General features: G+C 46.2%; 19 protein-coding genes. 15 read left to right on the top strand and 4 right to left on the bottom strand.

What is annotated here, in order from left to right; translation table 11 throughout:
- Positions 1 to 16: 16 nt before the first annotated feature.
- The 15 genes from U5R06_21295 (at position 17) to U5R06_21225 (ending at position 20,117) form a co-directional block, all read left to right on the top strand.
- Entirely contained in the window at positions 17 to 361 is a 345-nt protein-coding gene (locus U5R06_21295; GenBank protein MDZ7725279.1) for a hypothetical protein, read from the top strand.
- On the top strand, positions 358 to 1,410 hold the full coding sequence (locus tag U5R06_21290) for a hypothetical protein (GenBank protein ID MDZ7725278.1): 1,053 nt from the start codon (positions 358 to 360) through the stop codon (positions 1,408 to 1,410). The genes U5R06_21295 and U5R06_21290 overlap by 4 nt, the downstream gene beginning before the upstream one ends.
- The gene (locus U5R06_21285) at positions 1,407 to 1,790 is read left to right on the top strand and encodes a hypothetical protein (GenBank protein ID MDZ7725277.1); all 384 of its coding nucleotides are present in this window, start codon (positions 1,407 to 1,409) and stop codon (positions 1,788 to 1,790) included. The genes U5R06_21290 and U5R06_21285 overlap by 4 nt, the downstream gene beginning before the upstream one ends.
- A gap of 7 nt (positions 1,791 to 1,797) precedes the next feature.
- Positions 1,798 to 2,073 carry a hypothetical protein gene (locus U5R06_21280; protein MDZ7725276.1) on the top strand — a complete coding sequence of 92 codons (276 nt, stop codon included), beginning with the start codon at positions 1,798 to 1,800 and terminating at the stop codon, positions 2,071 to 2,073.
- Positions 2,024 to 2,590 (top strand): glycoside hydrolase family 2 protein, encoded by a 567-nt coding sequence (locus U5R06_21275; GenBank protein ID MDZ7725275.1) that lies wholly within the window; start codon positions 2,024 to 2,026, stop codon positions 2,588 to 2,590. The genes U5R06_21280 and U5R06_21275 overlap by 50 nt, the downstream gene beginning before the upstream one ends.
- A gap of 191 nt (positions 2,591 to 2,781) precedes the next feature.
- On the top strand, positions 2,782 to 3,807 hold the full coding sequence (locus U5R06_21270; GenBank protein ID MDZ7725274.1) for a GntR family transcriptional regulator: 1,026 nt from the start codon (positions 2,782 to 2,784) through the stop codon (positions 3,805 to 3,807).
- A 28-nt stretch (positions 3,808 to 3,835) separates the two neighbouring features.
- Positions 3,836 to 6,793, top strand: a complete 2,958-nt coding sequence (locus U5R06_21265) for a carboxypeptidase-like regulatory domain-containing protein (protein ID MDZ7725273.1) — start codon at positions 3,836 to 3,838, stop codon at positions 6,791 to 6,793.
- 184 nt (positions 6,794 to 6,977) lie between these two features.
- Positions 6,978 to 8,762, top strand: a complete 1,785-nt coding sequence (locus U5R06_21260) for a T9SS type A sorting domain-containing protein (protein ID MDZ7725272.1) — start codon at positions 6,978 to 6,980, stop codon at positions 8,760 to 8,762.
- Positions 8,763 to 8,985: 223 nt separating this feature from the next.
- Positions 8,986 to 11,886 carry a carboxypeptidase-like regulatory domain-containing protein gene (locus tag U5R06_21255; protein ID MDZ7725271.1) on the top strand — a complete coding sequence of 967 codons (2,901 nt, stop codon included), beginning with the start codon at positions 8,986 to 8,988 and terminating at the stop codon, positions 11,884 to 11,886.
- A 118-nt stretch (positions 11,887 to 12,004) separates the two neighbouring features.
- Positions 12,005 to 14,950 carry a TonB-dependent receptor gene (locus U5R06_21250; GenBank protein MDZ7725270.1) on the top strand — a complete coding sequence of 982 codons (2,946 nt, stop codon included), beginning with the start codon at positions 12,005 to 12,007 and terminating at the stop codon, positions 14,948 to 14,950.
- Between the two features lie 141 nt (positions 14,951 to 15,091).
- Entirely contained in the window at positions 15,092 to 15,745 is a 654-nt protein-coding gene (locus U5R06_21245) for a carboxypeptidase-like regulatory domain-containing protein (GenBank protein ID MDZ7725269.1), read from the top strand.
- Positions 15,708 to 16,961 carry a hypothetical protein gene (locus U5R06_21240; protein MDZ7725268.1) on the top strand — a complete coding sequence of 418 codons (1,254 nt, stop codon included), beginning with the start codon at positions 15,708 to 15,710 and terminating at the stop codon, positions 16,959 to 16,961. Before U5R06_21245 ends, U5R06_21240 begins: the two co-directional genes overlap by 38 nt.
- Complete coding sequence (locus U5R06_21235; GenBank protein MDZ7725267.1) at positions 16,864 to 18,039, top strand: TonB-dependent receptor; 1,176 nt, start codon at positions 16,864 to 16,866, stop codon at positions 18,037 to 18,039. Before U5R06_21240 ends, U5R06_21235 begins: the two co-directional genes overlap by 98 nt.
- Positions 18,040 to 18,301: 262 nt before the next feature.
- Positions 18,302 to 19,333, top strand: coding sequence for a GntR family transcriptional regulator (locus U5R06_21230; protein MDZ7725266.1), 1,032 nt, complete (start codon positions 18,302 to 18,304; stop codon positions 19,331 to 19,333).
- 274 nt (positions 19,334 to 19,607) lie between these two features.
- Positions 19,608 to 20,117 (top strand): YdcF family protein, encoded by a 510-nt coding sequence (locus U5R06_21225; protein ID MDZ7725265.1) that lies wholly within the window; start codon positions 19,608 to 19,610, stop codon positions 20,115 to 20,117.
- Between the two features lie 20 nt (positions 20,118 to 20,137).
- Here the strand turns inward: U5R06_21225 and U5R06_21220 are convergent, their stop codons facing one another.
- From U5R06_21220 to U5R06_21205, 4 genes are all read right to left on the bottom strand, one after another.
- Positions 20,138 to 21,538 (bottom strand): GWxTD domain-containing protein, encoded by a 1,401-nt coding sequence (locus tag U5R06_21220; GenBank protein ID MDZ7725264.1) that lies wholly within the window; start codon positions 21,536 to 21,538, stop codon positions 20,138 to 20,140.
- Position 21,539: 1 nt separating this feature from the next.
- Positions 21,540 to 22,709 carry an AAA family ATPase gene (locus U5R06_21215; protein ID MDZ7725263.1) on the bottom strand — a complete coding sequence of 390 codons (1,170 nt, stop codon included), beginning with the start codon at positions 22,707 to 22,709 and terminating at the stop codon, positions 21,540 to 21,542.
- An 80-nt stretch (positions 22,710 to 22,789) separates the two neighbouring features.
- Entirely contained in the window at positions 22,790 to 25,099 is a 2,310-nt protein-coding gene (smc, locus tag U5R06_21210; protein ID MDZ7725262.1) for a chromosome segregation protein SMC, read from the bottom strand.
- Between the two features lie 134 nt (positions 25,100 to 25,233).
- Complete coding sequence (locus U5R06_21205; protein MDZ7725261.1) at positions 25,234 to 25,851, bottom strand: DUF2179 domain-containing protein; 618 nt, start codon at positions 25,849 to 25,851, stop codon at positions 25,234 to 25,236.
- Positions 25,852 to 25,863 lie beyond the last annotated feature (12 nt).

Raw genomic sequence — 25,863 nt, 5'->3', positions numbered from 1 at the left:
CCTGAAAGGAACTGGTATGATAAAACATTATTGTCTGTTTTTCGCTTTTATTTTCGTTTTGTTTCAAGGACTTGGGGCGGCCCAGGTTTATAAAGGTCAGCTAAGCGATGACTGGTATTTTCGACAAGCCGGAGAAGAACAGTGGCAGCCCGCCGGTGTTCCCGGCTGTGTGCACACCGATCTGATGAACAACGGCCATATCGCCAATCCCTATTACCGCGATGTGGAGCGGAACATCCAGTGGGTCGGGAAAAAAGACTGGGAGTACAAAACCGGTTTTCAGGTTGATGAATCCTTGATGAGCCGCTCCAATATTGGCTGGTCTTTTACGGGCTGGATACCTGCGCGGATGTTTATTTGAACGGCGAGCAAATTCTGTCGGCGGATAATATGTTCAGAACCTGGGTGGTCGATGTAAAGTCGCTGCTGCGCACGGGAGAGAATAACCTGCGGATCTATTTTCATGCCGTGTTCAAGATCAATGTTCCCAAATGGGAAAATGCGGAATTCCGGCTGGATGCGCCTGCCAACAATGATCAATCCGATGTCCAGATCAGCATGTATTCCCGCAAAGCGGGGTATCATTACGGCTGGGACTGGGGGCCGCGGCTGGTGACGGCCGGGGTCTGGCGTCCGGTGCTGATCCGGAGCTGGGACGCAGGCCGAATCGCCGGGGTCCAGGTGTTCCAGGCGGATGTGTCGCCGGAAAAAGCGGATCTGGACGTGCATGCCCGTCTGAATATCACAAAGCGGCAAGTTTATCAGGTCGAAGCATTCATCAATGGTAAAGAGGCGGCCAAGTCGATTATGTATCTGGATGCCGGCAAACAGACTGAAAAACTTCCTATACAGATTAAAAATCCGAAATTGTGGTGGACGCATGATCTGGGAGATCAGCCGCTTTATGATATAAAAGTCAAGCTTTTGGACAGCCATACGGTTTTGGATGAGCAGACCGTCAGAATTGGTGTGCGCTCTATAGAGTTTGTGCGCGAGCCGGACGAATACGGCAAAAGCTTTTTCTTCAAGCTGAACGGAAAGCCCGTTTATATCAAGGGCGCCAATTATATCCCTCAGGACAATTTTCAGAACCGGGTCACACCGGAACGCTATGAATCGTTGATGACTGATGCGGTCAAAGCCAATATGAACATGCTGCGGGTGTGGGCGGCGGCATTTACGAAGAAGACATCTTTTATGAGCTTTGCGATGAAAAAGGATTGCTGGTGTGGCAGGATTTCATGTTTGCCTGCGCCATGTATCCCGGCAACCAAGCTTTTTTTGAAAATGTGCGGCATGAAGTGCTGGATAATGTCAGGCGCTTGCGCAATCATGCCTGTATCGCCCTGTGGTGCGGCAACAATGAGAATCAGGTCGGCTGGGAAGGCTGGGGCTGGGAGAAGGATATGACTGAAGCGCAGCAGCAAACGTTCGAACGTCAGACGGCCGAGTTGTTTGAAGAATTGATTCCGTCCGCTCTGCACGCTGTTGATCCGGATCAAGCCTATATTCCATCATCGCCGATGGCCGGCTGGGGCGGACGCGGGCTCAATGAAGGCGATTATCATTACTGGGGCGTGTGGCACGTCAAGCATCCGTTTGAAAAGTTTGACGATCATGTTGCACGGTTCATGAGTGAATGGGGGTTTCAGGGATTTTCGGATATCCACAGCGTACGGCGGTTTACGGTGCCCGAGGATCGGGCCATTGATTCTCGCGTCATGCTCTTGCACCAGCGCTGCTGGGACGGACAACCGTCAGGACAAGTTGTACGCCAACCGCCTGATTGACCAATATATGCAGCGACATTACAAACAACCCAGAGATTTCGAATCCTATCTGTATGTCAGTCAATTGCTGCAGGCCAAGGCTGTAGAGATGGCTGTGGATGCTCATCGTCGAAACAAGCCGTTCTGTATGGGCACGTTGTACTGGCAGTTGAATGACTGCTGGCCGGTCACATCCTGGTCCAGTGTTGATTATTATGGAAACTGGAAAGTCCTCGCATTACAAGGCTCAGGATATGTTTCAGGATATATTGATCAGTCCGATTGTGACGCCGGACAGCCTTGAAATTTATCTGGTGTCTGACAAACAGGTCCCGGTCAAGGGAAAGTTGACACTCGAATTACTGGATTTTAGCGGCAGCCGGCTAAATAGAAAAGTGGTGGAACTTGATATTCCTGAAAATGCCAGTGAACAGGTCTTTCGCTCCGGCACTGATCAGTTGTTGTCCTCTTTTGACAAAAGCAAAGTGTTTGTAAAAGCATGTTTTACGTCTAATTCTGGCGCTCGGGTTGTTCGTCCGATTTATTTTGTACCGGAAAAAGAGCTGTCTTTAGAGGATCCCGGGATTAAATTTAAACTCGAATCAAAGGGTACGGATGAATACAAACTCGTATTGGCAGTCTCCAGCCTTGCCAGGGATGTGTATGTGCGTGCAGACAGTCAGTCTATTCAACTGGACGACAACTTTATCGATATTATTCCGGGTGAATCCAGACCATTAATAGTCACATCTAAAAAATCACCGGATCAAATTCGGGAGAGTCTGGTAATCCGTTCGCTTTATGACACCTATAACGAATAAACAAACCGGTTGGCGCTCAAATTGAGCGCCAACCCCACGTAAAAAAAGTCAAAGTGTGTACGTTACCATATACGATTTCTGAAAAAAATGCTTGATTTAACTTGACTTTTTCATGTATTTTTATTAAATCATAACAGTAGATAACAGTATGATATATGACATACCAGTATCTAACAGAGCATAATAGTCTGATGCAACAAATCATTAATATAGATCATTCATCCAAAGTGCCCAAGTATGAGCAGTTGGTGAATTCGATTCGAAATGCAATTAGCCAGGGAATCTTGCATCAGGGAGATTTGCTACCCAGTATCAATTCTATTGCAGATAATTATCCCATCGCCCGGGACACGGTCTGCAAATCTTTTCAGATGCTTAAAAATCTGGGCATTATTTCCTCCGTACCCGGCAAGGGCTATTTTATATCACAAACCCAGTTTGCCAACAAACATCATATCTTTCTGTTGTTTGATAATTTTTTATCCTATAAAGAAGCTTTGTTCAATTCCTTCAAAGCCCGAGTCGGAGAAAATGCCACAATCGATCTTTATTTCCATCATTCCAATGATAAGCTTTTTAAAAGTCTGGTCAAGGAAGCTTTGAATCATTATACCGAATATGTGATCATGCCCATTCCGGATGAACAGCATTTCCAGTGGCTGCGGCGCATTGTCAACAATCACAAAGTTTATATTCTGGATGTGGGGTATAATCTGTTTGGAGACTATTTTCCGTCTGTCTGTCAGAATTTTGAGCGTCAGTGGTATGAGGCCTTGTTGTCGGTTAAAGACCGTATTGACAAATACAACTGTTTGATATTGGTGTTCTGGCGTGCGCCGCAATACAATGCTGTGAACGATCAAGATATGGTCAGAGGATTCAAACGATTTTGTGAAGAAAAAGGTGTGGCTTTTCGAATTATCGAACGCAAGCAGGATGTCCGCATTGAAAAGGGCTGCTGCTATTTGATCGCGAACAACGAGGATTTGGTGTCAGCCGTCCATTATGCGAATCAGCACCATTTAAAGATCGGCCGGGATATCGGAATGATCTCTCATAATGATGAGCCGCTGAAGCAGATTGCCGCCAGCACCGGTATTGCTACGATTACGACTGATTTTTCCCGAATGGGGGAACAGATGGCTGATATGATTTTGCAGAATGAGAGAAAACATATAGAAAATGCGAGTTCCATGATTCTCAGGAATTCGATTTAGAGCTGAAAGCTATGTTGAGGAGGTTGTGATGAGAATGAATGTACGCATTTTGCTGATTGGATGGGTGCTGCTGTTTGCCGTTCAGCTGGTCATTGCAGCGCCATCCGGCAGGATCCGCGGCAAGATTGTCGACGCGGAAAACGGTCAGGCGCTGCCCGGCGCCAATGTTTATTTACAGGATACAAATATTGGCGCGGCCACGGATATTCAGGGACAGTATGTGATCCCCAATGTTCCGCCGGGAACTTATACCCTGGTGGTCAATTATATCGGTTACGCAGCCAAACAGGTTGACGTTCAGGTCAGACCGAACGAAACACTGACCCGGGATGTTCAGCTGGACTATACGGTGCTCACCGGTGAAGATGTGGTGATCACGGCCCAGGCGCGCGGTCAGACCGAGGCGATCAACCAGCAGGTGTCGGCGCGCACGGTGAAGAATATCGTTTCCGCCACCAAGATTCAAGAGTTACCGGAAGCGAACGCAGCGGAAGCGGTGGGGCGTCTTCCCGGTGTGTCTCTGGAGAGAAGCGGCGGTGAAGGCACCAAGGTGATGATCCGCGGCATGGGCGCCAAGTACACCAAGGTACAGATTGACGGCGTAGATATGACGGCGACCGGTGAAGGAGACCGAAGCAGTGATTTGAGTATGATCTCTCCGTATATGCTGGCAGGGATCGAGTTGACCAAATCGGTGATGGCGGATCAGGAAGCCACAGCGACCGGCGGTATAGTGAACTTTCGCATCCGCAAAGCGCCTGACGAGCCGTCGTTTAACGTGATTGCGCAAGGCGGGTACAATGGTTTGCGCGACACCTATAATGATTACAAAGTGTCCGTCGGCGGCAGCAACCGTTTTTACGCCAATATGCTGGGTGTTTACGCGCAGGTGGATTATGAGAAGAAAAATGCCGGTTCACAGCAAATGGGCGGAGTCGGGTTTTCCCAGGAGAATCAGGATGCGCCGGTGCGCACCAACAGCATGCAGCTGATGGATATTTTCAGGAATGTCCAGCGGCTGGGTGGTACTATGGTTCTGGACTTGGCTTTGCCCTCCACCGAGATCAAATCGACAAACTTTTACAGCCGCAAACGTACCGAAGCCACGAGTTATATCAACAATTACAATTTTACGGAACAGATATTCGGAATCAATTATACGGATACGCCGAAACGCTGGTTAACCGTGTTGACGAATTCACTGCAGATTGACCATCAGGTGAGAAACTGGGAGATCAGCGCGTTGTTGAGTCATTCTTTTTCCGAGAATGCTCTGCCGGCGCAAATTGGTTCGAGCAACAACAATTCTCCGCAGAATCCGTTCCCGACGGACCGCAAGTCGAATTTCAATGTCAATCTGGATCCCGAGACGATTCCTTATCTGCTCGATGTGTCCATGGATGAAGCGGTGAATTTCATGCATCTGGGCGGTATTGAGCATGAGGAAAGCGAGACCAAAGAGCGGGATTTGACCGGTCAGACTCATTTTACCTATAATCTGAGTCTTTCGAATCAGATCAACATGCAATTGAGTTTTGGCGGCAAATACCGGCATAAAGCAAAAGAATACGACCGCACGGTACTGAATGCGAGTAATGATGGAGGAGATCAAAGTTACCGGGATTTGGTTTATGATAATTTCGAGGATGAATTCAGTCCACGCACGTTAAAGGCCTGGGACGCGGACAATATGCGCATTTTGCTGACCGATTTTCTGGACCCGGATTATGAGGGCGGTGACTTTTTGGACGGCAAATATAATTTTGGTAATATATTTGACAAGCAGGATTTCCGCCGGATTCATGAACTGGTCATGGATCAGTACGATCCTGTGGCCGCCGTCTCGGATGCTTATGCGTTTCCGCATCAAAATTTTATAGAGTCCAATTTTGAAGATTATCACGGAACTGAGGATTATCATGCGTTTTATCTAATGCCGGAGATCAATGTGACAAAGTTTACGTTTGTCCCCGGTGTTCGTTTCGAGTCCAACCGCACGGAATATACCGGGTATCGGGGCAATCGCCTGGGTGTGCTGCGGGACTGGAGAGCGACCCCGATTGATACAGTGACCAAGGTGCGCACCAATGAATTTGTGCTGCCCATGATCCAGGCGGTCTATCGCCCGACGAACTGGCTGAATTTCAAGGCGGGCTATACACACACCCTGCAGCGGCCGAATTACAACAATATCATGCCAGGCTGGGTCATTCAGTCTCAGGGACAGATCTGGAATTTGAGCAATTTCAGGCTGAAACCGGAGTTGTCCCGAAATGTGGACCTTCAAATGTCCATCTATTCCGACAAGATCGGTTTATTTACGGTGGGCGCGTTTCACAAGCGCATCACGGATATGATTTTCTGGACCGGGCAGACGGTGATTCAGGATACGTCCTTTTTTGAACTGCCGTCACTCATGCACCGTCAGCGGGCGGCGTACGCCACCAACAATCCGAATGACGCGATCAATTACGGGTATGAAGTGGAATGGCAGTCGAATTTCTGGTATTTGCCGGGACTCTTGAACGGTCTGGTGATGAATGTGAACTATACGCGCAACGAGTCAGAGGCGGAGTACCTGAGATCGGTTGTCAAGACTCAGATTGATCCGATCACTTATCGGTCGACCCTGATCAGTGAGGACACCACGTATACAAGTCCGATGATTAATCAGCCGGATCATTTGTTGAACCTGACCGTGGGTTATGATTACAAGGGTTTTTCGATCCGCTGGGCGATGCGCTATAAATCGCGGATTTTCACGACCAACAGCTGGTATGAAAAGCTGCGTGGCTATTCGACGGACTTTTACCGGTTTGATGTGATGGTCAGGCAGCAATTGCCGGTGGACGGACTGGAGTTTTTCATGAATATCAACAACCTGACCGGCGAACGTGAACACAATGTGATCAATCATATGAATTTCACCAGTTATCTGGAAGACTATGGCCGAAGCGGTAATATTGGCTTCCGCTACAGACTGTAATATAATCTATTTTTAACTGTCATTTGAATTCAGTATGAAAGGAGGTGGTTGTTGAGAGGTTTCAAGGAGAGAAGATGGTGTTTACAATTTAACAAAAGGAGGTGACGTATCAGGTAGCAGAATCAATCCGTATATTATCAGATTGATGAATTAATTAAATTTTTTTAACGAAAGGGACTTTAAAATGAAGAAAAGAATGCTAATGTTGGCGACTGCTGCAATACTCGTTGTATTCTGCACGGGTCTGTTTGCTCAAACCACTTCAGTCGGCGACACCCTGATAGTGGGTCCGTTGAACTCTGAAGGTCAGCCGTTGGGCGCTTTGAATGAAGCCATTCACGGTGACACCACTGAAACCGGTGAACGCGTGCACAAGGTCTATAAATTACAGCCTAATGCACAATATATTCTCACAGAAGTGATCCAGGCGGATTTCCCGCTGGTGATTGTCGCTGATGAGCCGGATGATGAAAACAGACCTCCGATCGTTCGTTGTGGTTTAAAGGAAGACGGAAGCGCTGTGGATAACTGGTGGCATCTTTTTGATGATGCAACATTCAAGAATCTCTGGATGAGCGGCGTGAATCTGGATGGAACCGGCCCGATTGCCTGGATTGCTCAGACTGCGCATGCAACCCAAAAAACAATCACTTTTGACGGCTGTATTGTAGAGTTTCCGTATACCTGGTGGGCCACATTCTGGGATCCAGGCGGCCCCAATAATTACATTATCAAAGACTGTCTGTTCAAAAATATCGGTAATCCCACGGGAACGACTTGGAATGGCGCTGTGTTCACCGATGACGGTCATGATACTGTAATAGTACACAACACAACTTTTTACAAATTTGGTTGTTTTGCTGTTAAAGGCGCATTTTATACCGAAATCGATCATTGTAGCTTCATCAACTCTGTGGTTCATCCCATTGACAATCACAGACATGTGAACAGGAAATACACCAACAACCTGTTTGTCAATGTGCACGCATTTAGTGATGATGAAGACGAAATCAAACGTCATTTTGACCAGGAAGTCAAAGGTATCATGAATTATGCCGAAATTCAATGGGATCCGCAGGAACTGGACTCTCTGTGGGGCCCCGGCGGTGTTTACGGTAAAACCTACGATCCCGATGGCGACGGCACGTTGATTCCCGAGGAAATGAACTGGCAGCTGAAAAACAATGCCTGGTGGTACACTCAGCCCATCGAAGACTATTGGGCAGCATGGGATAATGTGACTGCCAATCCCTGGATGAACAACTATAACCAGGCCATGTTCGAAAGCAGCGATGAAGAAGGCACCTGGACCTGGAGCGTGATGACTTATGAACGCGACACAAACGATGTCATTATTGACTCTTCTGAAGTTACTGTTGAACATGAACCGTTCCTGTATTTCAATGAAGAAAACACCTGGAACGTAGATCCCGGTGTCACCAACATGAACGGTACTGATGAACTGCTTGCTACAAATTCTGACAATATCAGAAAAGAATGGGCCGGCGAAGAAGTTGAACCCGTCAAATGGCACGGTGTTGACAATTATCTCGACTTTACCTGGCCTGTTACATTCGATCTGTCTTACAGCAACGCCACCCTGCAGACTGCCGGTACAGACGGTTTGCCTCTGGGTGACTTGAACTGGTGGCCGGAGATTTACGTTGATGTGGAGGATAAAACGGTGGTGTCCGATTTTAAACTCGGCGCCAACTATCCGAATCCGTTCAACCCGACCACAACAATTGATTACCAGATTAACCAGCCAGGACAGGTAAAACTGAATGTTTACAATGTCCTGGGTGAAAAAGTCAAAACTCTGGTCAATGAGAACAAGATTGCCGGTACTTACCAGGTTACCTGGGAAGGCACCAATGACATGAATGTCAAAGTGGCAACCGGTGTTTATTTCTACAAACTGGAAATGGGTGACCAGGTACAAATTCAAAAGATGATGCTGGTGAAATAAGCGCTAAACTCATCTGAAACAGAAAGGCCTTTTGGATTTTTCCAAAAGGCCTTTTGTTTGTAAATTTTAAACGGATGAATGAACGACTGGTTTAAATTGATTTGCAATAACCTGGAAATACAGATATCGGCTTTGATTTTCGGGAGCAACAACAAGGAGATTTGATGAATATGAGAATACGGATATTATTAACAGGACTGGTTCTGCTTCTGGCAGTGCGACCGTGGTATTTCCAGCGCCATCCGGCAGGATCCGCGGCAAGATTGTGGACGCGGAAAACGGTCAGGCGCTGCCCGGCGCCAATGTTTATTTACAGGATACAAATATTGGCGCGGCCACGGATATTCAGGGACAGTATGTGATTCCCAATGTTCCGCCGGGAACTTATACCCTGGTGGTCAATTATATCGGTTACGCAGCCAAACAGGTTGATGTTCAGGTCAGACCGAACGAAACAGTGAGCCGTGATGTTCAGCTGGACTATACGGTGCTCACCGGTGAAGATGTTGTGATCACGGCCCAGGCGCGCGGTCAAACCGAGGCCATCAACCAGCAGGTGTCGGCGCGCACGGTGAAGAATATCGTTTCCGCCACCAAGATTCAAGAGTTACCGGAAGCGAACGCAGCGGAAGCGGTGGGGCGTCTTCCCGGTGTGTCTCTGGAGAGAAGCGGCGGTGAAGGCACCAAGGTGATGATCCGCGGCATGGGCGCCAAGTACACCAAGGTACAGATTGACGGCGTAGATATGACGGCGACCGGTGAAGGAGACCGAAGCAGTGATTTGAGTATGATCTCTCCGTATATGCTGGCAGGGATCGAGTTGACCAAATCGGTGATGGCGGATCAGGAAGCCACAGCGACCGGCGGTATTGTCAATTTTCGCATCCGCAAAGCGCCCGAAGAGCCATCGTTTAACGTGATTGCGCAAGGCGGGTACAATGGTTTGCGCGACACCTATAATGATTACAAAGTGTCCGTCGGCGGCAGTAACCGTTTTTACGCCAATATGCTGGGTGTTTACGCGCAGGTGGATTATGAGAAGAAAAATGCCGGTTCACAGCAAATGGGCGGAGTCGGGTTTTCCCAGGAGAATCAGGATGCGCCGGTGCGCACCAACAGCATGCAGCTGATGGATATTTTCAGGAATGTCCAGCGGCTGGGTGGTACTATGGTTCTGGACTTGACTTTGCCGTCGACCGAGATCAAGTCGACAAACTTTTATAGCCGCAAACGTACCGAAGCCACGAATTATATCAACAATTACAATTTTACGGAACAGATATTCGGAATCAATTATACGGATACGCCGAAACGCTGGTTAACCGTGCTGACGAATTCACTGCAGATTGACCATCAGGTGAGAAACTGGGAGATCAGCGCGTTGTTGAGTCATTCTTTTTCCGAGAATGCTCTGCCGGCGCAAATTGGTTCGAGCAACAACAATTCTCCGCAGAATCCGTTCCCGACGGACCGCAAGTCGAATTTCAATGTCAATCTGGATCCCGAGACGATTCCTTATCTGCTCGATGTGTCTATGGATGAAGCGGTGAATTTCATGCATCTGGGCGGTATTGAGCATGAAGAGAGCGAGACCAAAGAGCGGGATTTGACCGGTCAGCTCGATTTTACCTATAATCTGAGTCTTTCGAATCAGATCAACATGCAATTGAGTTTTGGCGGCAAATACCGGCATAAAAGCAAGGAATATGACCGACTGGTGCTGAATGAGGACAATGGCGGTGGATCACAGGAATTCCGGAATTTGATTTATAATGACTTTGAGGATGAATTTAGTCAACGAACGCTGGATGCCTGGGACGCGGACAATATGCGCATTTTGCTGACCGATTTTCTGGACCCGGATTATGAGGGCGGTGACTTTTTGGACGGCAAATATGATTTCGGTAATATATTTGACAAGCAGGATTTCCGCCGGATTCATGAGCTGGTCATGGATCAATATGATCCGGTGGCGGCGGTCTCGGATATGTATGCGTTTCCGCATCAAAATTTTATAGAGTCCAATTTTGAAGATTATCACGGGACTGAGGATTATCATGCGTTTTATCTAATGCCGGAGATCAATGTGACAAAGTTTACGTTTGTCCCCGGTGTTCGTTTCGAGTCCAACCGCACGGAATATACCGGGTATCGGGGCAATCGCCTGGGTGTGCTGCGGGACTGGAGAGCGACCCCGATTGATACAGTCACCAAGGTGCGCACCAATGAATTTGTGCTGCCCATGATCCAGGCGGTCTATCGCCCGACGAATTGGCTGAATTTCAAGGCGGGCTATACACACACCCTGCAGCGGCCGAATTACAACAATATCATGCCAGGCTGGGTCATTCAGTCTCAGGGACAGATCTGGAATTTGAGCAATTTCAGGCTGAAACCGGAGTTGTCCCGAAATGTGGACCTTCAAATGTCCATCTATTCCGACAAGATCGGTTTATTTACGGTGGGCGCGTTTCACAAGCGCATCACGGACATGATTTTCTGGACGGGACAGACGGTGATTCAGGATACGTCCTTTTTTGAACTGCCGTCACTCATGCACCGTCAGCGGGCGGCGTACGCCATCAACAATCCGAATGACGCGATCAATTACGGGTATGAAGTGGAATGGCAGTCGAATTTCTGGTATTTGCCGGGACTCTTGAACGGTCTGGTGATGAATGTGAACTATACGCGCAACGAGTCAGAGGCGGAGTACCTGAGATCGGTTGTCAAGACTCAGATTGATCCGATCACTTATCGGTCGACCCTGATCAGTGAGGACACCACGTATACGAGTCCGATGATTAATCAGCCGGATCATTTGTTGAACCTGACCGTGGGTTATGATTACAAGGGTTTTTCGATCCGCTGGGCGATGCGCTATAAATCGCGGATTTTCACGACCAACAGCTGGTATGAAAAGCTGCGTGGCTATTCGACGGACTTTTACCGGTTTGATGTGATGGTCAGGCAGCAATTGCCGGTGGACGGACTGGAGTTTTTCATGAATATCAACAACCTGACCGGCGAACGTGAACACAATGTGATCAATCATATGAATTTCACCAGTTATCTGGAAGATTATGGCCGAAGCGGTAATATAGGTTTTAGATATCGACTGTAAAATCTTAATGTATACATTACACGCTCGGTCTTTCGGGGTTGATATCGATTACCAACCTGCCAGCGGCGGTTTAAAGACCGCCGCTGGATTGTTATTACACTTTATAAGAGGGCGAGAGATGAAGTATGTCAAGACGGGATTCATGATCATTTTGTTCATGTTTATTGCGATCCAACGCATATATTCAGCCCCTTCCGGCAAAATACAGGGCAAGGTCGTTGATGCGGAGAATGGTCAGGCGCTTCCGGGTGCAAATGTTTTTCTGCAGGGAACCAATATTGGTGCTGCAACCGACGTCCGCGGCGAGTATGGGATTTTGAACGTACCTCCCGGTCCGTATACCTTGTCTGTGAATTACATCGGTTATGGTGAAAAAGATATTGATATTCGAGTGCTGCCGAATGAAACAAAAAACTTGGATATTCAGCTTGATTACAAAGTGCTGATGGGAGAGGATGTGGTCATCACAGCCCAGGCCCGCGGTCAGACCGAGGCGATCAACCAACAGATATCAGCACTTACGGTCAAGAATGTTGTGTCTGCCACTAAAATTCAGGAGCTGCCGGAAGCAAATGCGGCCGAAGCGGTGGGACGTCTGCCCGGCGTCTCTCTGGAACGCAGCGGTGGCGAAGGAACCAAAGTCCTGATCCGCGGAATGAGCGCCAAATACACCAAGGTTCAGATTGACGGCGTTGATATGACCGCCACCGGTTCGGGAGATCGCTCCAGTGATTTAAGCATGATTTCCCCGTATATGCTCGAGGGTATTGAATTGACAAAATCAGTCATGGCAAACCAGGAAGCAACGGCCACGGGCGGTATTGTTAATTTCAGGATCAGAAAAGCTTCAGAAGAGCCTTCTTTCAATATAATCGCCCAGGGAGGCTCCAATGATTTGCGCGATACGTATACGGATTTCAAGGTTTCGGTTGGCGGTAGTCATCGATTTTTTAACAAAAAGTTTGGAGTTTATGCACAGGTCGATTATGAAGAAAAGGATGCCGGGTCACAACAACTGGGCAATGTCGGATTTTCTCAGGAAAACGAAACCGCACCGGTGCGGACCAACAATATGCAGCTGATGGACATTTTTAGAGATGTACACCGTCTGGGAGGGACGCTGGTCCTGGATTATAATCTGCCGTCTACAGATATCAAACTGTCAAATTTTTACAGTGATATTCAGCGCGAAGAGATACGACACATCAACAACTATGATTTTATGCAGCAGGGATTTAATATCCGTTATACCGATATCCCGGAGCGCTCCCTGAATGTTTTGACCAATGCCTTACAGATTGATCACAGCTTTAAAAACTGGGAAACGCATATTAAATTGAGCCATTCGTACTCTGAAAATCACTTGCCGGCCGAGATATCTTCCAGTAACGGACATTCGCCGAACAATCCTTTTTCAACCGACCGAAAATCAAATTACAATGTAAATCTGGACCCGGAAACCATTCCGGACTCGCTTGTGATTCCGATCGATAAAATCGCTGATTTTATGTATATCGGCGGCGTGGATCATAATGAAAACAAAACCAGTGAACGGGATCTGGCCGGTGAACTCAATTTTGCTTATAATTTTAATATCTCTGAACAGATAAAGCTCAAACTGAATTTCGGCGGCAAAGTCAAGCACAAGACCAAAAACTATGATCGCACTCATCTGGACATCGGTGGACAGCATTATATCTATATGGTTCATGACAGTCTGTATGATGCGCTTAGTCAGCGAAATATAAATGCTTATCAAAATGATAACATGAAATTGTTCCTGTCGGATTTTCTGGACAAGGATTATGATCCGGTCAGTTTTCTTGACGGAAAATACCAGTTTAGTCCCGTGCTTGACCCGGATAAATTCCGCAAGATACATGATCTGGGACTGGAGACCTATGATCCTGACGAACCCATGAGTCTGTGGATGATTGTCCAGCCGAACTATATCAATACACATTATCAGGATTATCACGGCAAGGAAGATTATCATGCGTTTTATATTATGCCTGAATTTGATATTTCTTCCCGGTTCACATTTGTACCGGGACTCCGTTATGAAGCCAACCGTACCAACTATACCGGATACCGGGGAACCCGTCTGGGTGTCTTGAGGAACTGGACCCCCACTCCGATAGACACGGTTGTCAAAGTGCGGAGAAATGATTTTTATCTGCCTATGATTCAGGCTGTCTATAAACCGACAAACTGGTTGAATATCAAGGCAGGTTACACACACACCCTTCAGCGACCTGACTATAACAATATCATCCCCAGCTGGCTTATCAGCAATCAGGGAAGTATATCAAATTTAGGTAATTTCCGATTAAAGCCGGAACTCTCCAGAAACTGGGACCTTCAGGCTACGGTTTATTCGAATAAAATCGGTTTGGTTACGGCCGGCGTCTTTTATAAAAAAATCACAGATATGATCTTTTGGACCGGACAGTCCGTTGTGCTTGATACGGCCTTTTTTGAATTGCCGACTCTGATGTATCGGCAGCGTGCGGCCTGGGCAACCAATAATCCGAATGATGCATACAATTACGGATTTGAATTTGAATGGCAATCCAATTTCTGGTATTTACCCGGTTTGCTAAAGGGCCTGGTTTTAAATTTAAATTACACCCTGAATGAATCCAAGGCTGAATATCTTCGAACCGTGATTCGAACCCAGATCGATCCGGTGACCTACCGCAGCACGCTGGTTAATGATGACACCACATATACAAGTCCGATGATCCGGCAGCCCAAGCATTTGCTGAATCTGACCGTGGGCTATGATTATAAAGGATTTTCCATACGTTGGGCGATGCGCTACAAATCCCATATTTTTAAATCGAACAGCTGGTATGAAAAGCTGCGCGGCTATTCAACGGATTTCTACCGCTATGATTTATCGATACGGCAAAAACTTTTTGTGAACGGCTTGGAGTTTTTCCTTAATGTCAATAACCTGACCGGTGAACGAGAGCGCAGTGTGATTAATCATATGAATTACACCAGTTATTTGGAGGATTACGGCCGGAGTGCAAATATGGGAGTACGTTACAGATTATAGCATCATTTTCTCGAATTTGCTGTCTCCCATAGATTGTGCTATATATGATGACTAGAATTTGCATTGTTTTTAATTTGCTAGATTATTAAACTATTAAGATTTTACAGGGAGAATAATACAAGCAATGATGAGGAGGTTGTAATGAGAAGAAATGTTGTACAGTTGTTATTATTATGCCTGACAATGATATTGAGCGGTCAAAATTTTGCAGCGCCTTCAGGAGAGATTCGGGGAAGAGTCGTGGATGCCGAAAACGGTCAGGCGTTGCCTGGTGCGAATGTGTATTTAAAAGATACCAATATTGGTGCCGCCACGGATATACGTGGCGAGTATGTTATTCACGATGTTCCACCGGGTAGCTATACGTTGGTTGTCAACTATATTGGTTATGGCGCAAGTGAAGTGGATGTGCGTGTTTCACCCAATGAAACGGTATCGGCAGATGTCCAGATGGATTATACGGTGCTAACCGGAGAAGACGTCGTGGTTACGGCTCAGGCCCGCGCGCAAACTGAGACTATCAACCAACAAATATCCGCACGCACCGTCAAGAATATCGTGTCTGCAACTAAAATTCAGGAATTGCCGGAAGCCAATGCGGCAGAAGCAGTGGGTAGACTGCCCGGTGTTTCGCTGGAGAGAAGCGGCGGTGAAGGCACCAAGGTTTTGATCCGCGGTATGGGCGCCAAGTACACCAAGGTACAGGTTGACGGCGTGGATATGACAGCGACCAGTTCAGAGGACAGAAGCACAGATCTTGAGTATGATTTCGCCCTATATGTTGGAAGGCATTGAATTGACAAAATCCGTTATGGCCGATCAAGAGGCCACGGCGACCGGTGGAATTGTAAATTTCAAGATTAAAAAAGCTCCTGATGAACCGTCCTTTAATGTTGTGGCACAGGGCGGTATGAATGATCTGCGGGATACGTATCAAAATTACAAGCTTTCTCTCGGCGGCAGCCATCGGTTTTATGAAAATATGCTGGGCCTGTATGCACAAGTGGATTATGAGGAAAAAGATGCCGGGTCCCAGCAGCTTGGAGGTGTTACATTTTTCCAGGAAAATGAACAAGCGCCAGTGCGCACCAATAGTATGCAGCTCATGGATATTTTCAGACATTTCCAGCGACTGGGCGGGGTGATGGTGTTGGATTATATGCTTCCTTCCACAGAGATAAAATTGTCCAATTTCGCAAGTCGCATCCAGCGGCAAGAGACCCGTTACGTTAATAATTATGGCTTTTTTGATCAGAATTTCGGGATCAATTATGCGGATACTCCAGGGAGCCATTTGACTGTATTAATCAATTCTTTGACTGTTGACCACCAGTGGAAGAATTGGGAGTTTAAAACGGCGTTCAGTCATTCTTATTCTGAAAATATTCTGCCTGACAGAATTACTTCCGAGAATAGCAATTCTCCCCAGTCTCCTTTTCCGGCGGACAGAAAAGCTAATTACAATGTGAATCTGGACCCGGAAACTATTCCTTACCTGCTAACGGTTTCTATGGACGAAGCTGTCAACTTTATGGACCTGGGCGGTATCGCTCATGAAGAAAGTGAGACCAGGGAACGGGACTTGACCGGTGCAGTCAACCTGGCCTACAGTCTGAATCTTTCAGATCAGGTCAATATGAAAATAAGTTTTGGCGGTAAATACCGACACAAAACCAAACAATACGATCGTACCGACTGGGAGGAAGGCACCTCTCAGATTTTTCGGAATATGATTATTGACGATTTTAAGGACGAACTCTGTCAGCGGACTTTAAATGCCTGGGACGCCGATAATATGCGCATCCTGCTGATTGATTTTTTCGACGAGGATTATAAAGGCGGAGACTTTTTAGATGGCAAATATAATTTTGGAAATATATTTGACAAGCAAAAGTTTCGTCGTATTCACGAACTTGTCAAAGCCGAGTGGGATCCTTCCCGAAACGGATTTCTACGATATTCCTCAACCGAATTTCATTACTTCCAATTACCAGGACTATCATGGACATGAAGATTATTACGCTTTTTATCTGATGCCCGAGATTAATGTCACCTCCAAGTTTACCTTTGTACCGGGTGTTCGTTATGAGGCGAATCGTACAGAGTATACCGGATACAGAGGTAACCGACTCGGTATTCTGAGAGACTTTCGACCGACTCCCATTGATACGGTGGCTAAAATCCGTGAGAATGAATTTGTCCTGCCGATGGTCCAGGCGGTTTACCGTCCGACGGAGTGGCTTAATTTTAAAGCCGGTTATACACATACACTGCAACGGCCCAATTACAACAACATTATGCCGGGATGGGTGATCAATACTCAGGGCAGTATTGATAATTTAAGCAATTTCAGACTGGAACCGGAATTATCACGCAACTGGGATGTGCAAATGTCCGTGTATTCCGACAAAATTGGATTGTTTACGTTGGGTGCGTTTCATAAGCGCATAAAAGATATGATTTTCTGGACCGGCCAAACGGTTATTACAGATACTTTATTTTTTGAGCTACCCAGTCTGATGCACCGTCAGCGTGCTGCCTATGCGGTCAATAATCCGCATGATGCTTTTAACTACGGATACGAAATAGAATGGCAGTCAAATTTCTGGTATTTGCCGGGGCTGCTGAATGGTCTGGTGATGAATGTGAACTATACAAGAAATGAATCCGAGGCCAAGTATCTACGGTCTGAGGTAAAGACCGTGATCAATCCGGTCACGTATCAATCAAGGTTGATTAGTGAGGATACGACTTATACAAATCCGATGCTCGGCCAGCCGGATCATCTGCTGAATCTGACGTTGGGCTATGATTACAAGGGGTTTTCTATTCGCGGAGCGATGCGTTATAAATCGCGCATTTTCACATCAAACAGCTGGTATGAGAAACTACGCGGCTATTCAACTGACTTTTATCGATATGATCTCATGCTGCGGCAGCAATTGCCGGTGGATGGCCTGGAGTTTTTCCTTAATGTCAATAACCTGACCGGTGAACGAGAGCGCAGTGTGATTAATCATATGAATTACACCAGTTATCTGGAAGATTACGGCCGAAGCGCGAATCTTGGATTTCGATACCGACTCTAAGTATACAATAAACACAGCTGGTTCGTTTCCGGCTGTGTTTTTTTCCTCTTTAAACTCTTGCCCTTTCTGATACACTTTGCAAACTGATTTTCTGAATTGGATTAATATAAATGTAAATTGAAAAAAGAATTGAAAAAAAATGTTTCAATTTATAATAAATTTGATTAATTTGTTATTGGGCCGAGTATTATTCTGGATTGAGTTGTTTTAAAAGCTGAATAGATCGTATTACATTTGTTTAACAATAATCAAAAAAAGTCAAATGAAATCAATTATCTATATTGACCACGACTCTAAAATGCCCAAGTATGAACAACTGGTCAATTCGATTCGGAATTCGATCAGGCAGGGGCGTTTGCGGCAGGGAGATGTACTGCCTTCCATTAATGCAATCGTAGAACATTATCCGATTGCCAGGGACACAGTGTGCAAATCATTTCAGATGCTGAAAAGTCTGGGCATTGTTTCCTCCGTGCCCGGGAAAGGATATTTCGTATCTCAAACCCAGTTTGCCAACCGACATCATATATTTTTATTGTTTGATAATTTTCATTCCTATAAAGAATCTTTGTTCAATTCGTTTAAAACTCAGATGGGTGAGAATGCGATTATTGATTTGTATTTTCATCACAGCAATGACAAGCTGTTTAAAAGTTTGATCAAGGAAGCGCTGAATCATTACACGGAATATGTTATTATGCCGATGAGAGATTCACAGCATTTTGAATGGATGCAGCGGCTGATCAGCAATCAGCGGGTTTATATACTGGATGTCGGGTACACGTTGTTCGGAAAAGCTTATCCGTCCGTTTGTCAGAATTTTGAAAAACAATGGTATGAAGCGCTAAAGTCCTCAAAAGAAAGACTTTATAAGTATGAAACACTTGTTCTGGTTGAATGGCGCGAGCCTGTATATAATCTGGATACCATGAATGATGCCGAGATGATTCAAGGTTTTAAACGTTTTTGTGAAGAAGAGATGATCCCCTACAGAATTATTGACAAAAGGAACGAATTCCAGGTACAGGATGGCTGCTGTTATATCATACCCAACAATGAAGATCTGGTCACTGCCGTTCAGCAAGCCAATCAGAAAAACCTGAAAATCGGACGGGATATCGGGATTATCGCGCATAATGATGAACCCTTGAAACAGATTGCAGCCAACACCGGAATTGCCACGATCAGCACTGACTTTGTTGAAATGGGCAGGCGAATGGCTGATATGATTCTCAAGCATGAGGATTTACATATTGAAAACCCAAGTTCTATGATCTTGCGGGATTCTATTTAGTGTTTTGGGGAAATACATTACACCTTGTCCCTGGGTTGGGACCGTGAATGGGTAAACTGACTCTTGAGGTTTACATATCACAAATTCAAAATTGATATTTATATGATTTTCCCGCTGAATTGGTGTTTTATTGCTCCCCGGGAATTTATTCGAAAAACCGGAATCTCACGCGTCATTCAGTTGTTTTCGCTATCAAACTAAAAATGGGTTTCGGGAGTTTGACATGAGATACCTTGGAATCATTATATTATTCATTCAAAACTGAAAGGAAAATATGTTAGACGGTCTGATTATTGTTCTGGGATCTCCCAACTCGGAGTGCGGAGAGTTGTACAGTGTGGCAAAATCGCGCTGTGAACGGGCCTATGGTGAATATACTCAACGAGTTGGCTGGAAACTATTGCTGACAGGCGGGTATGGCGAACATTTTAATACAACGAACCAGCCGCATGCTGCATATCTGCATCAGTATTTAAAGGATAAAGGGGTGCCGGATCAGGATGTTTTGGGGTCTGTACAAAGCAAAAACACGATCCAGGATGCTTCTCTGTCCAGGCCCATTGTTGAAACATACAAACCCGAGCGTATTCTGGTTATTACCTCTGATTACCATTTAGATCGCGCCAAATACGTATTCGAGTGTGAATATGCAGATACGGGGGTGGATATCGAGTTTGCAGCAGTGGATACGGATGCCAAAGACTGTGAATTTGATCTTGAATCGCAGATTTTACATGAACAACGGGCTCTAACTGCACTTGTAAAAGAGAATGCAACCGGCTGAGAGCGTATTTGGAATTCAGTCTATCTGGTTATCCAGCGTTGCCAGTCCGGATCATGCAGTTCCCTGGGGGCGGTGGAATGTACAAGCTCAAGATTGCCCAGATCCCGTTTGTCAACAAACACAAAGATAGCGCCGCCTAAAATGTCATAATAGTGCCAGACGTGATATTCGCGTTCAATGCCTACGATCGAGTTGCGTTCGACATCATCGGGCCGCCCATAGATCACCAGTATACGCCCCCGATCCGTCTTCCAGCCTGCCTTGTTGTTGTTGCCGAACAGCGCATTTGCCTGTTGAATACGCTGTAAATATTGGCGTTTAAATTCATTGATCGGTGTCTCGGGACTTTTATCATATTCCATCCAGAGAGACGGTAAGAACTCGCGTTTTTCTGACAGGGACAAGCCTTTCCATACTTTGCGGTCTTTCCGGGTGTTTATATAACGCAGGTACTGAAATTCCTGATCCAGTTCTTTTTCATTCAGCTGATCATAATAAGAGGCCTTGAATGAACTGCCTTTTTGGGATGTCTGCCGGGGCTGACTATTTTTTGCAAAATCATCCCGACGGTACACATAAAATTTACGATTCACGGATAATGAATCATTTAAATCGTGATCCACGACTTTTACATTGAGTAAATACGTTCCCGAGAACAGATTGGTAACGGTTATCTGGTTGACGGCAACGGCTGAATGTCCGGGCTTTTGAAAAACGCGCCGGACAGGAGGCTTTGCCCTGTTTGCATCTGTATCATAGATGTTATATTCGACCGAATACGTGTTATACTTTGCCTCTTTGGGGCTGGACAGATTATAAATTTCAGCATATGTGTATAAAATGGGTAAGCTTAGACCATAGATCCTTGATGTGTTCGGCAGCACCCGGAAGCCGTTTTTAACAAAGGGCCCTTTGTCTCTGGATTGTTCAATATGTGATGCCATTTGAACATCACTCATAGCCAAAGAGTCTGAAAAACCAATGATGGGTACTGACAATGATCGAGAGACCGTATTTATAGAGTCTACAGCATCAAAAACGGAGAGCGATAGCTGATAATTGCCGGGACTGAGAAAAAAATGATTGATAAAAGACAGCATTTTATCTGATTGTACTTGCGAAAGGCTGTCCACATGGTCAACATTTCGCCAGATTTTCCGCTCAATCAATGAATCATGTTGAAACACTGCGGCATCCACGATAAACTCTCCGGAATACCTGTCGTTTTCCTGTTGATAAGTGGGCAAATTCCTGCTGACAGCCCCGCTGAACTCGAAATAGGTTAAAGAGTCATTTCCTCTGAAGCGAGTCCAGTCCAGGTTTAGAAAAAACTCTGACTCTTTTACGATTGTTGTATCCTGTGCCAGGCCGGCGGTGCAGAATACAGTGAGAAACGCTGAAAATAATAGATGTTTTAACATATCACTCCTGTTCAACATACTGTTCTGCGTTTTCAAATTTTACAGATACTACTTTGGACACGCCTTCCTGTTCCATGGTGACACCGTATAATTGTTTGGCGGAACGCATGGTCAACTTGTTGTGTGTCACGATGATAAACTGGGTGCCGTCAGACAGCTCATTGAGGGCTGTGGCAAACCGCTGAACATTTTTGTCGTCAAGCGGTGCATCCACCTCGTCAAAAATGCAAAACGGGCTGGGCTTGACCAGGTAAATAGCAAACAACAGGGATACAGCGGTCAGGGACTTTTCTCCGCCTGAAAGCAGCTGCAGGGATGCCGGTTTTTTCCCGGCGGGTGCGGCGTAAATGTCCACATTGATGTCAAGCGGGTCTTCGCCCTCGCGCAATACCAAATTTGCGCGGCCGCCGTGGAAAAAGTTCTGGAACACCTGGGTAAAATTTTTCTGAATATCGGTAAAGGTCTCTTCCAGTTTTTCCTTGGCTGTATTGTTGATGATATTGATCGTTTCGGCAAGGTCGCCCTTGGCTTTGAGCAAATCATCGCGTTGACTTGATAAAAAGTCAAAGCGTTCTTTTTCTGCTTCGTACTCTTTCAGGGCAAGCAGGTTGACCGGTCCCATTTTTTTGATGTGTTCGCGAATTTCACGGGTTTTTTCGCGTGCTTGTTCAATATTAAAGTCCGGGTCTTTGGGCTGGCGGGTGAGTTTGAATTCATACTCTTCCTGCATCTGAGCGGTCAACGAGTCGCGCTTCATGCGCAGCTCGGACAATCTCAGGTCCGCTTCATGGATCGCCTGATTCTGCTGTTCGGCCTGTTTGCGGTATTCCCGGATTTCTTTTTCCTGCTCATCGGTTTGCACGTTCACATTGTACTGTTCATCCTCGAGTTCTTCCAGTTTTTCTTTTGCTTCCTGCAGTTTTTCCTGCATGTGTCCGATACGTTCATTGTACTCTTTATTGACTTGATTCAGCTCTTCAATTTCTTTAAAAGCCTGTGCATTTTCCCGATCCCGCTGCTCGATCATTTTCTGGGTGCTCTGTATCTGTTCGCGTACAGAATCGCGTTGGCGTTCGGAGCCATTGAATTCACTCGACATTTCGGCCACTTTGACCTGGATATGATGCACTTTTTCCGATGCGCTGATGGTCTCTTTCTCGATATTCTGCACAGCCTGTTCCAACTCGGATGTTTCTTTGGCCAGGATTGCTCGTTTTTCTTTCAGGGCCTGGGCGGTGCTGTCCTGGGATTTCAGATTTTCCCCACTGCTGTGACCCGTTTAAAGAGTTCCTGTTTTTCAGACGTTTGGGTTTCTATGGATTCCCGGATGCTTTTGTATTCATATTCAACCCGCCCGAGATCAACGCGTTTGCGGGACAACTCCTGCTCCAGATTTTTGAGCTCTTCCTGAAGCGATTCCGCCTGTTGTCTTGTTTCCGTTTCAGAGGCATCCAGTTCCTGGATTCTCTGTTGACGGCGTTCGGAAGCTTGTTTGATTTCCTGCATTTCGTTTTGAATCTGTTCCAGTTCTTCCTGACGTCCGACAAAATCAGATTGACGTTTGCTGTGGCTGCCTCCGCGTATCAGTCCCCAATGCCCCAGAACTTCACCGGCAAGTGTGACCAGATTGACCTTTTTACCCGCGGCTGTCTCATAGAGACGGTTCGCAGTTTCAAGATCCTGAACAATGAGAAAGGGAGTTAGCAACATATTCAAGATGGGGCGAAAGCGGTCTTGACAGCGTACGACCTGATCCGCCCAGTCTACCACCCCCAGGTCTTCAATGTGAGGATGTTCTGAATGACCGTCGGGTATGGCTTCAAGAGGTAAAAATGATACCACGCCTTTGCGTTCCTGCTGAAGCAGCCCGATACCGGTGGTGGCGTCGTTGATATTGTTAACGATCAGATAAGCCGCAGCCTCGCCCAATGCCGCGGAAATGGCGGTGCGATGTTCAGAATCGACATGCAACGCATTGGCCACAGTTCCGAACGATTTGAAATTATCTGATTTCAATGTGGCAAGATAGCGAACGCCCGAGGGGTAATCCTGATAGTTTTCCAAAACCTTTCGAATCATTTCAGCATTGTTTTCCAAAACCTCGATGCGGTTCTGATCCTGCAAGTCCGTTTTGCGTAAACCGTCCGCTGCACTGCGGGCTTCATTGGCCTTGCGTTCAGCCTGCGTGTGATGTTCAAGGGTCTGTTCATAGCGCTGCGTCAGTTCCGCTTCAGCGGTTCGGAGTTCGCTCAATGACCGTGAAATGTCATGAAACTGTTCTTTTTGCCGGGTTACATGGGCATCAATGTCCTGCATGCGCTGGCTGAGACTTTCTTCTGTCGCACGCAGTCGCTCTCCTTCGTTCAACTTTGACGAGATTTGTTCCGTGATGTACAAAATCTCGGCTTCTTTATCCTTGAACGCCGCCCGTTTGTCATCATAGTCCTGACGAACGGATTGATATTCGGTATTTAACGTTGCGTATTGTTCTTTGGCGGCATCTAGATCTTTTTTGACGCGTTTGGTTTCGTAATTGGCTTGATCCAGGTCCTGTTCCAGACTGTTCAGCTGCTCGACCAGATGTTCGCGTTCATCGTCATAGCGCTTTTGCATTTCCTCGAGACTGCGGATACGCTCTTTGTTGACCAGTACACGTTCTTCAAATTTTTGAATATTTTTATAATAATTGTTATAGGTCGATTGTTCATGCGAGAGTTTCTGTTCCAGTTCCAGGAGCCGGGTTTTGCAGGATTCAAAATCGGCTTCCTTGTTGGAAAGGGATGCCATGACCTCCTCGCGTTCATCGACCAGATGATTGCGTTTTGTCTCAAGCGGTTCAAGTTCATCGATCAGGTTCACGTAATCATGAGTGGCCAGTTTGATGTCCTGGTCTTTCAGTTCTTCAGACAGTTCCTGATAGCGGCGGGCCTTGGTGACCTGGCGTTGCAGACTGCGGACTTTTTTCTCAACTTCTGCTAAAATGTCATTCACGCGGTTCAGGTCTTTTTCTGTGGCATCCAGTTTTCGCAAGGTGAGCCGGCGGCGCTGTTTGAATTTTGTGATGCCTGCGGCTTCTTCAAAAATGCGGCTGCGTTCTTCCGGAGCGCCGTTCAAAATTTTGTCCACCTGCGGCAGTTCGATAACAGAATAGGATTGACCGGTCATTCCGGTGTCCATGAAAAGATCATTGATGTCTTTGAGACGGCATTGGTTGCCGTTAATCAGGTACTGGCTCTCTCCGGAACGAAAGAGACGGCGGGTGATCACCACTTCAGAGTAATCAACCGGCAATCTGTTATCATCATTTTCGATGCGCAAAGACACTTCAGCCATGCCAACGGCTTTGGCGCTTGCCGAACCGCTGAAAATGACATTGTCCATTTTTTCACTTCGGAGTGCGCTGGTGCGTTGTTCTCCCATGACCCAGCGTATCGCGTCGACAATATTACTTTTTCCACAGCCGTTTGGACCGACGATGGCGGTAATGCCGTCATGCATCAGGATATGGGTCTTTTTCGCAAACGACTTGAATCCGACTATGTTCAGTTCTACAAGTTTCACTTGGTCTAACGTTTTCCTCTTTTAGACGCCCCTCACAATTTTTTAGGACAAAGCTTAACAAAATACAATACACTGGCCTAAAAAACAAGTAATAATTCAATTTTTCGGGGTTAAATACAGGGCCGGTCTGCCGGCTATTTTTCTTTATGTTTTGTAAAGATGCGGGTTGAGCGGATTCGATTCATGAATGTCAAACGGGGAGCCAGAGATATTCGTTCCGGGAAAATGCCATAGTTGAGTTCGCGGATATCTTCAATTGTATAAAAGGACTTGGGGTTAAAATGGTTGATCATCTTGTATATTTTATAGATATCTTTGCGATTGATTATGCTGTATATAACGCTGACCGGTCCGCGAGAACCTTCCGCTGGAATATGAGTGGCACCGAATCCGTGCTCACGCAATGATTCCACAAGATTATTTGCACCTTTTTGTGTGATGATACGCACCAATACTTTGCCGACCGCCAGTTTTTTTTCGATCCAGATTCCCACCAGATTGCCGGTTGAGAATCCTGCTGCATAGGCAAACACGCATAAAAAGTTACTCAAATTATGCATAATCTGGCCAATAGCCAAAAGCCAGATCATGATTTCAAAAAATCCCAGCAGCGGCGCCAGTAATTTTTGCCCCCGCGAAACAAAGATAATGCGAATCGTTCCGATAGAGACATCGCTGACTCTGGCCAAAAAAATGAGTGCGGGCAAGAGTACCCATCTGCCGAAATCCGTGGCAAAAATTGTTTCCTGCATACAAAACACCTT

This window comes from candidate division KSB1 bacterium, from assembly GCA_034521575.1.
Lineage (GTDB): Bacteria > Zhuqueibacterota > Zhuqueibacteria > Residuimicrobiales > Krinioviventaceae > JAXHMJ01.
The sequence above is the reverse complement of the archived record's forward strand: the minus strand, read 5'-3'. Positions and strand labels throughout refer to the sequence as shown.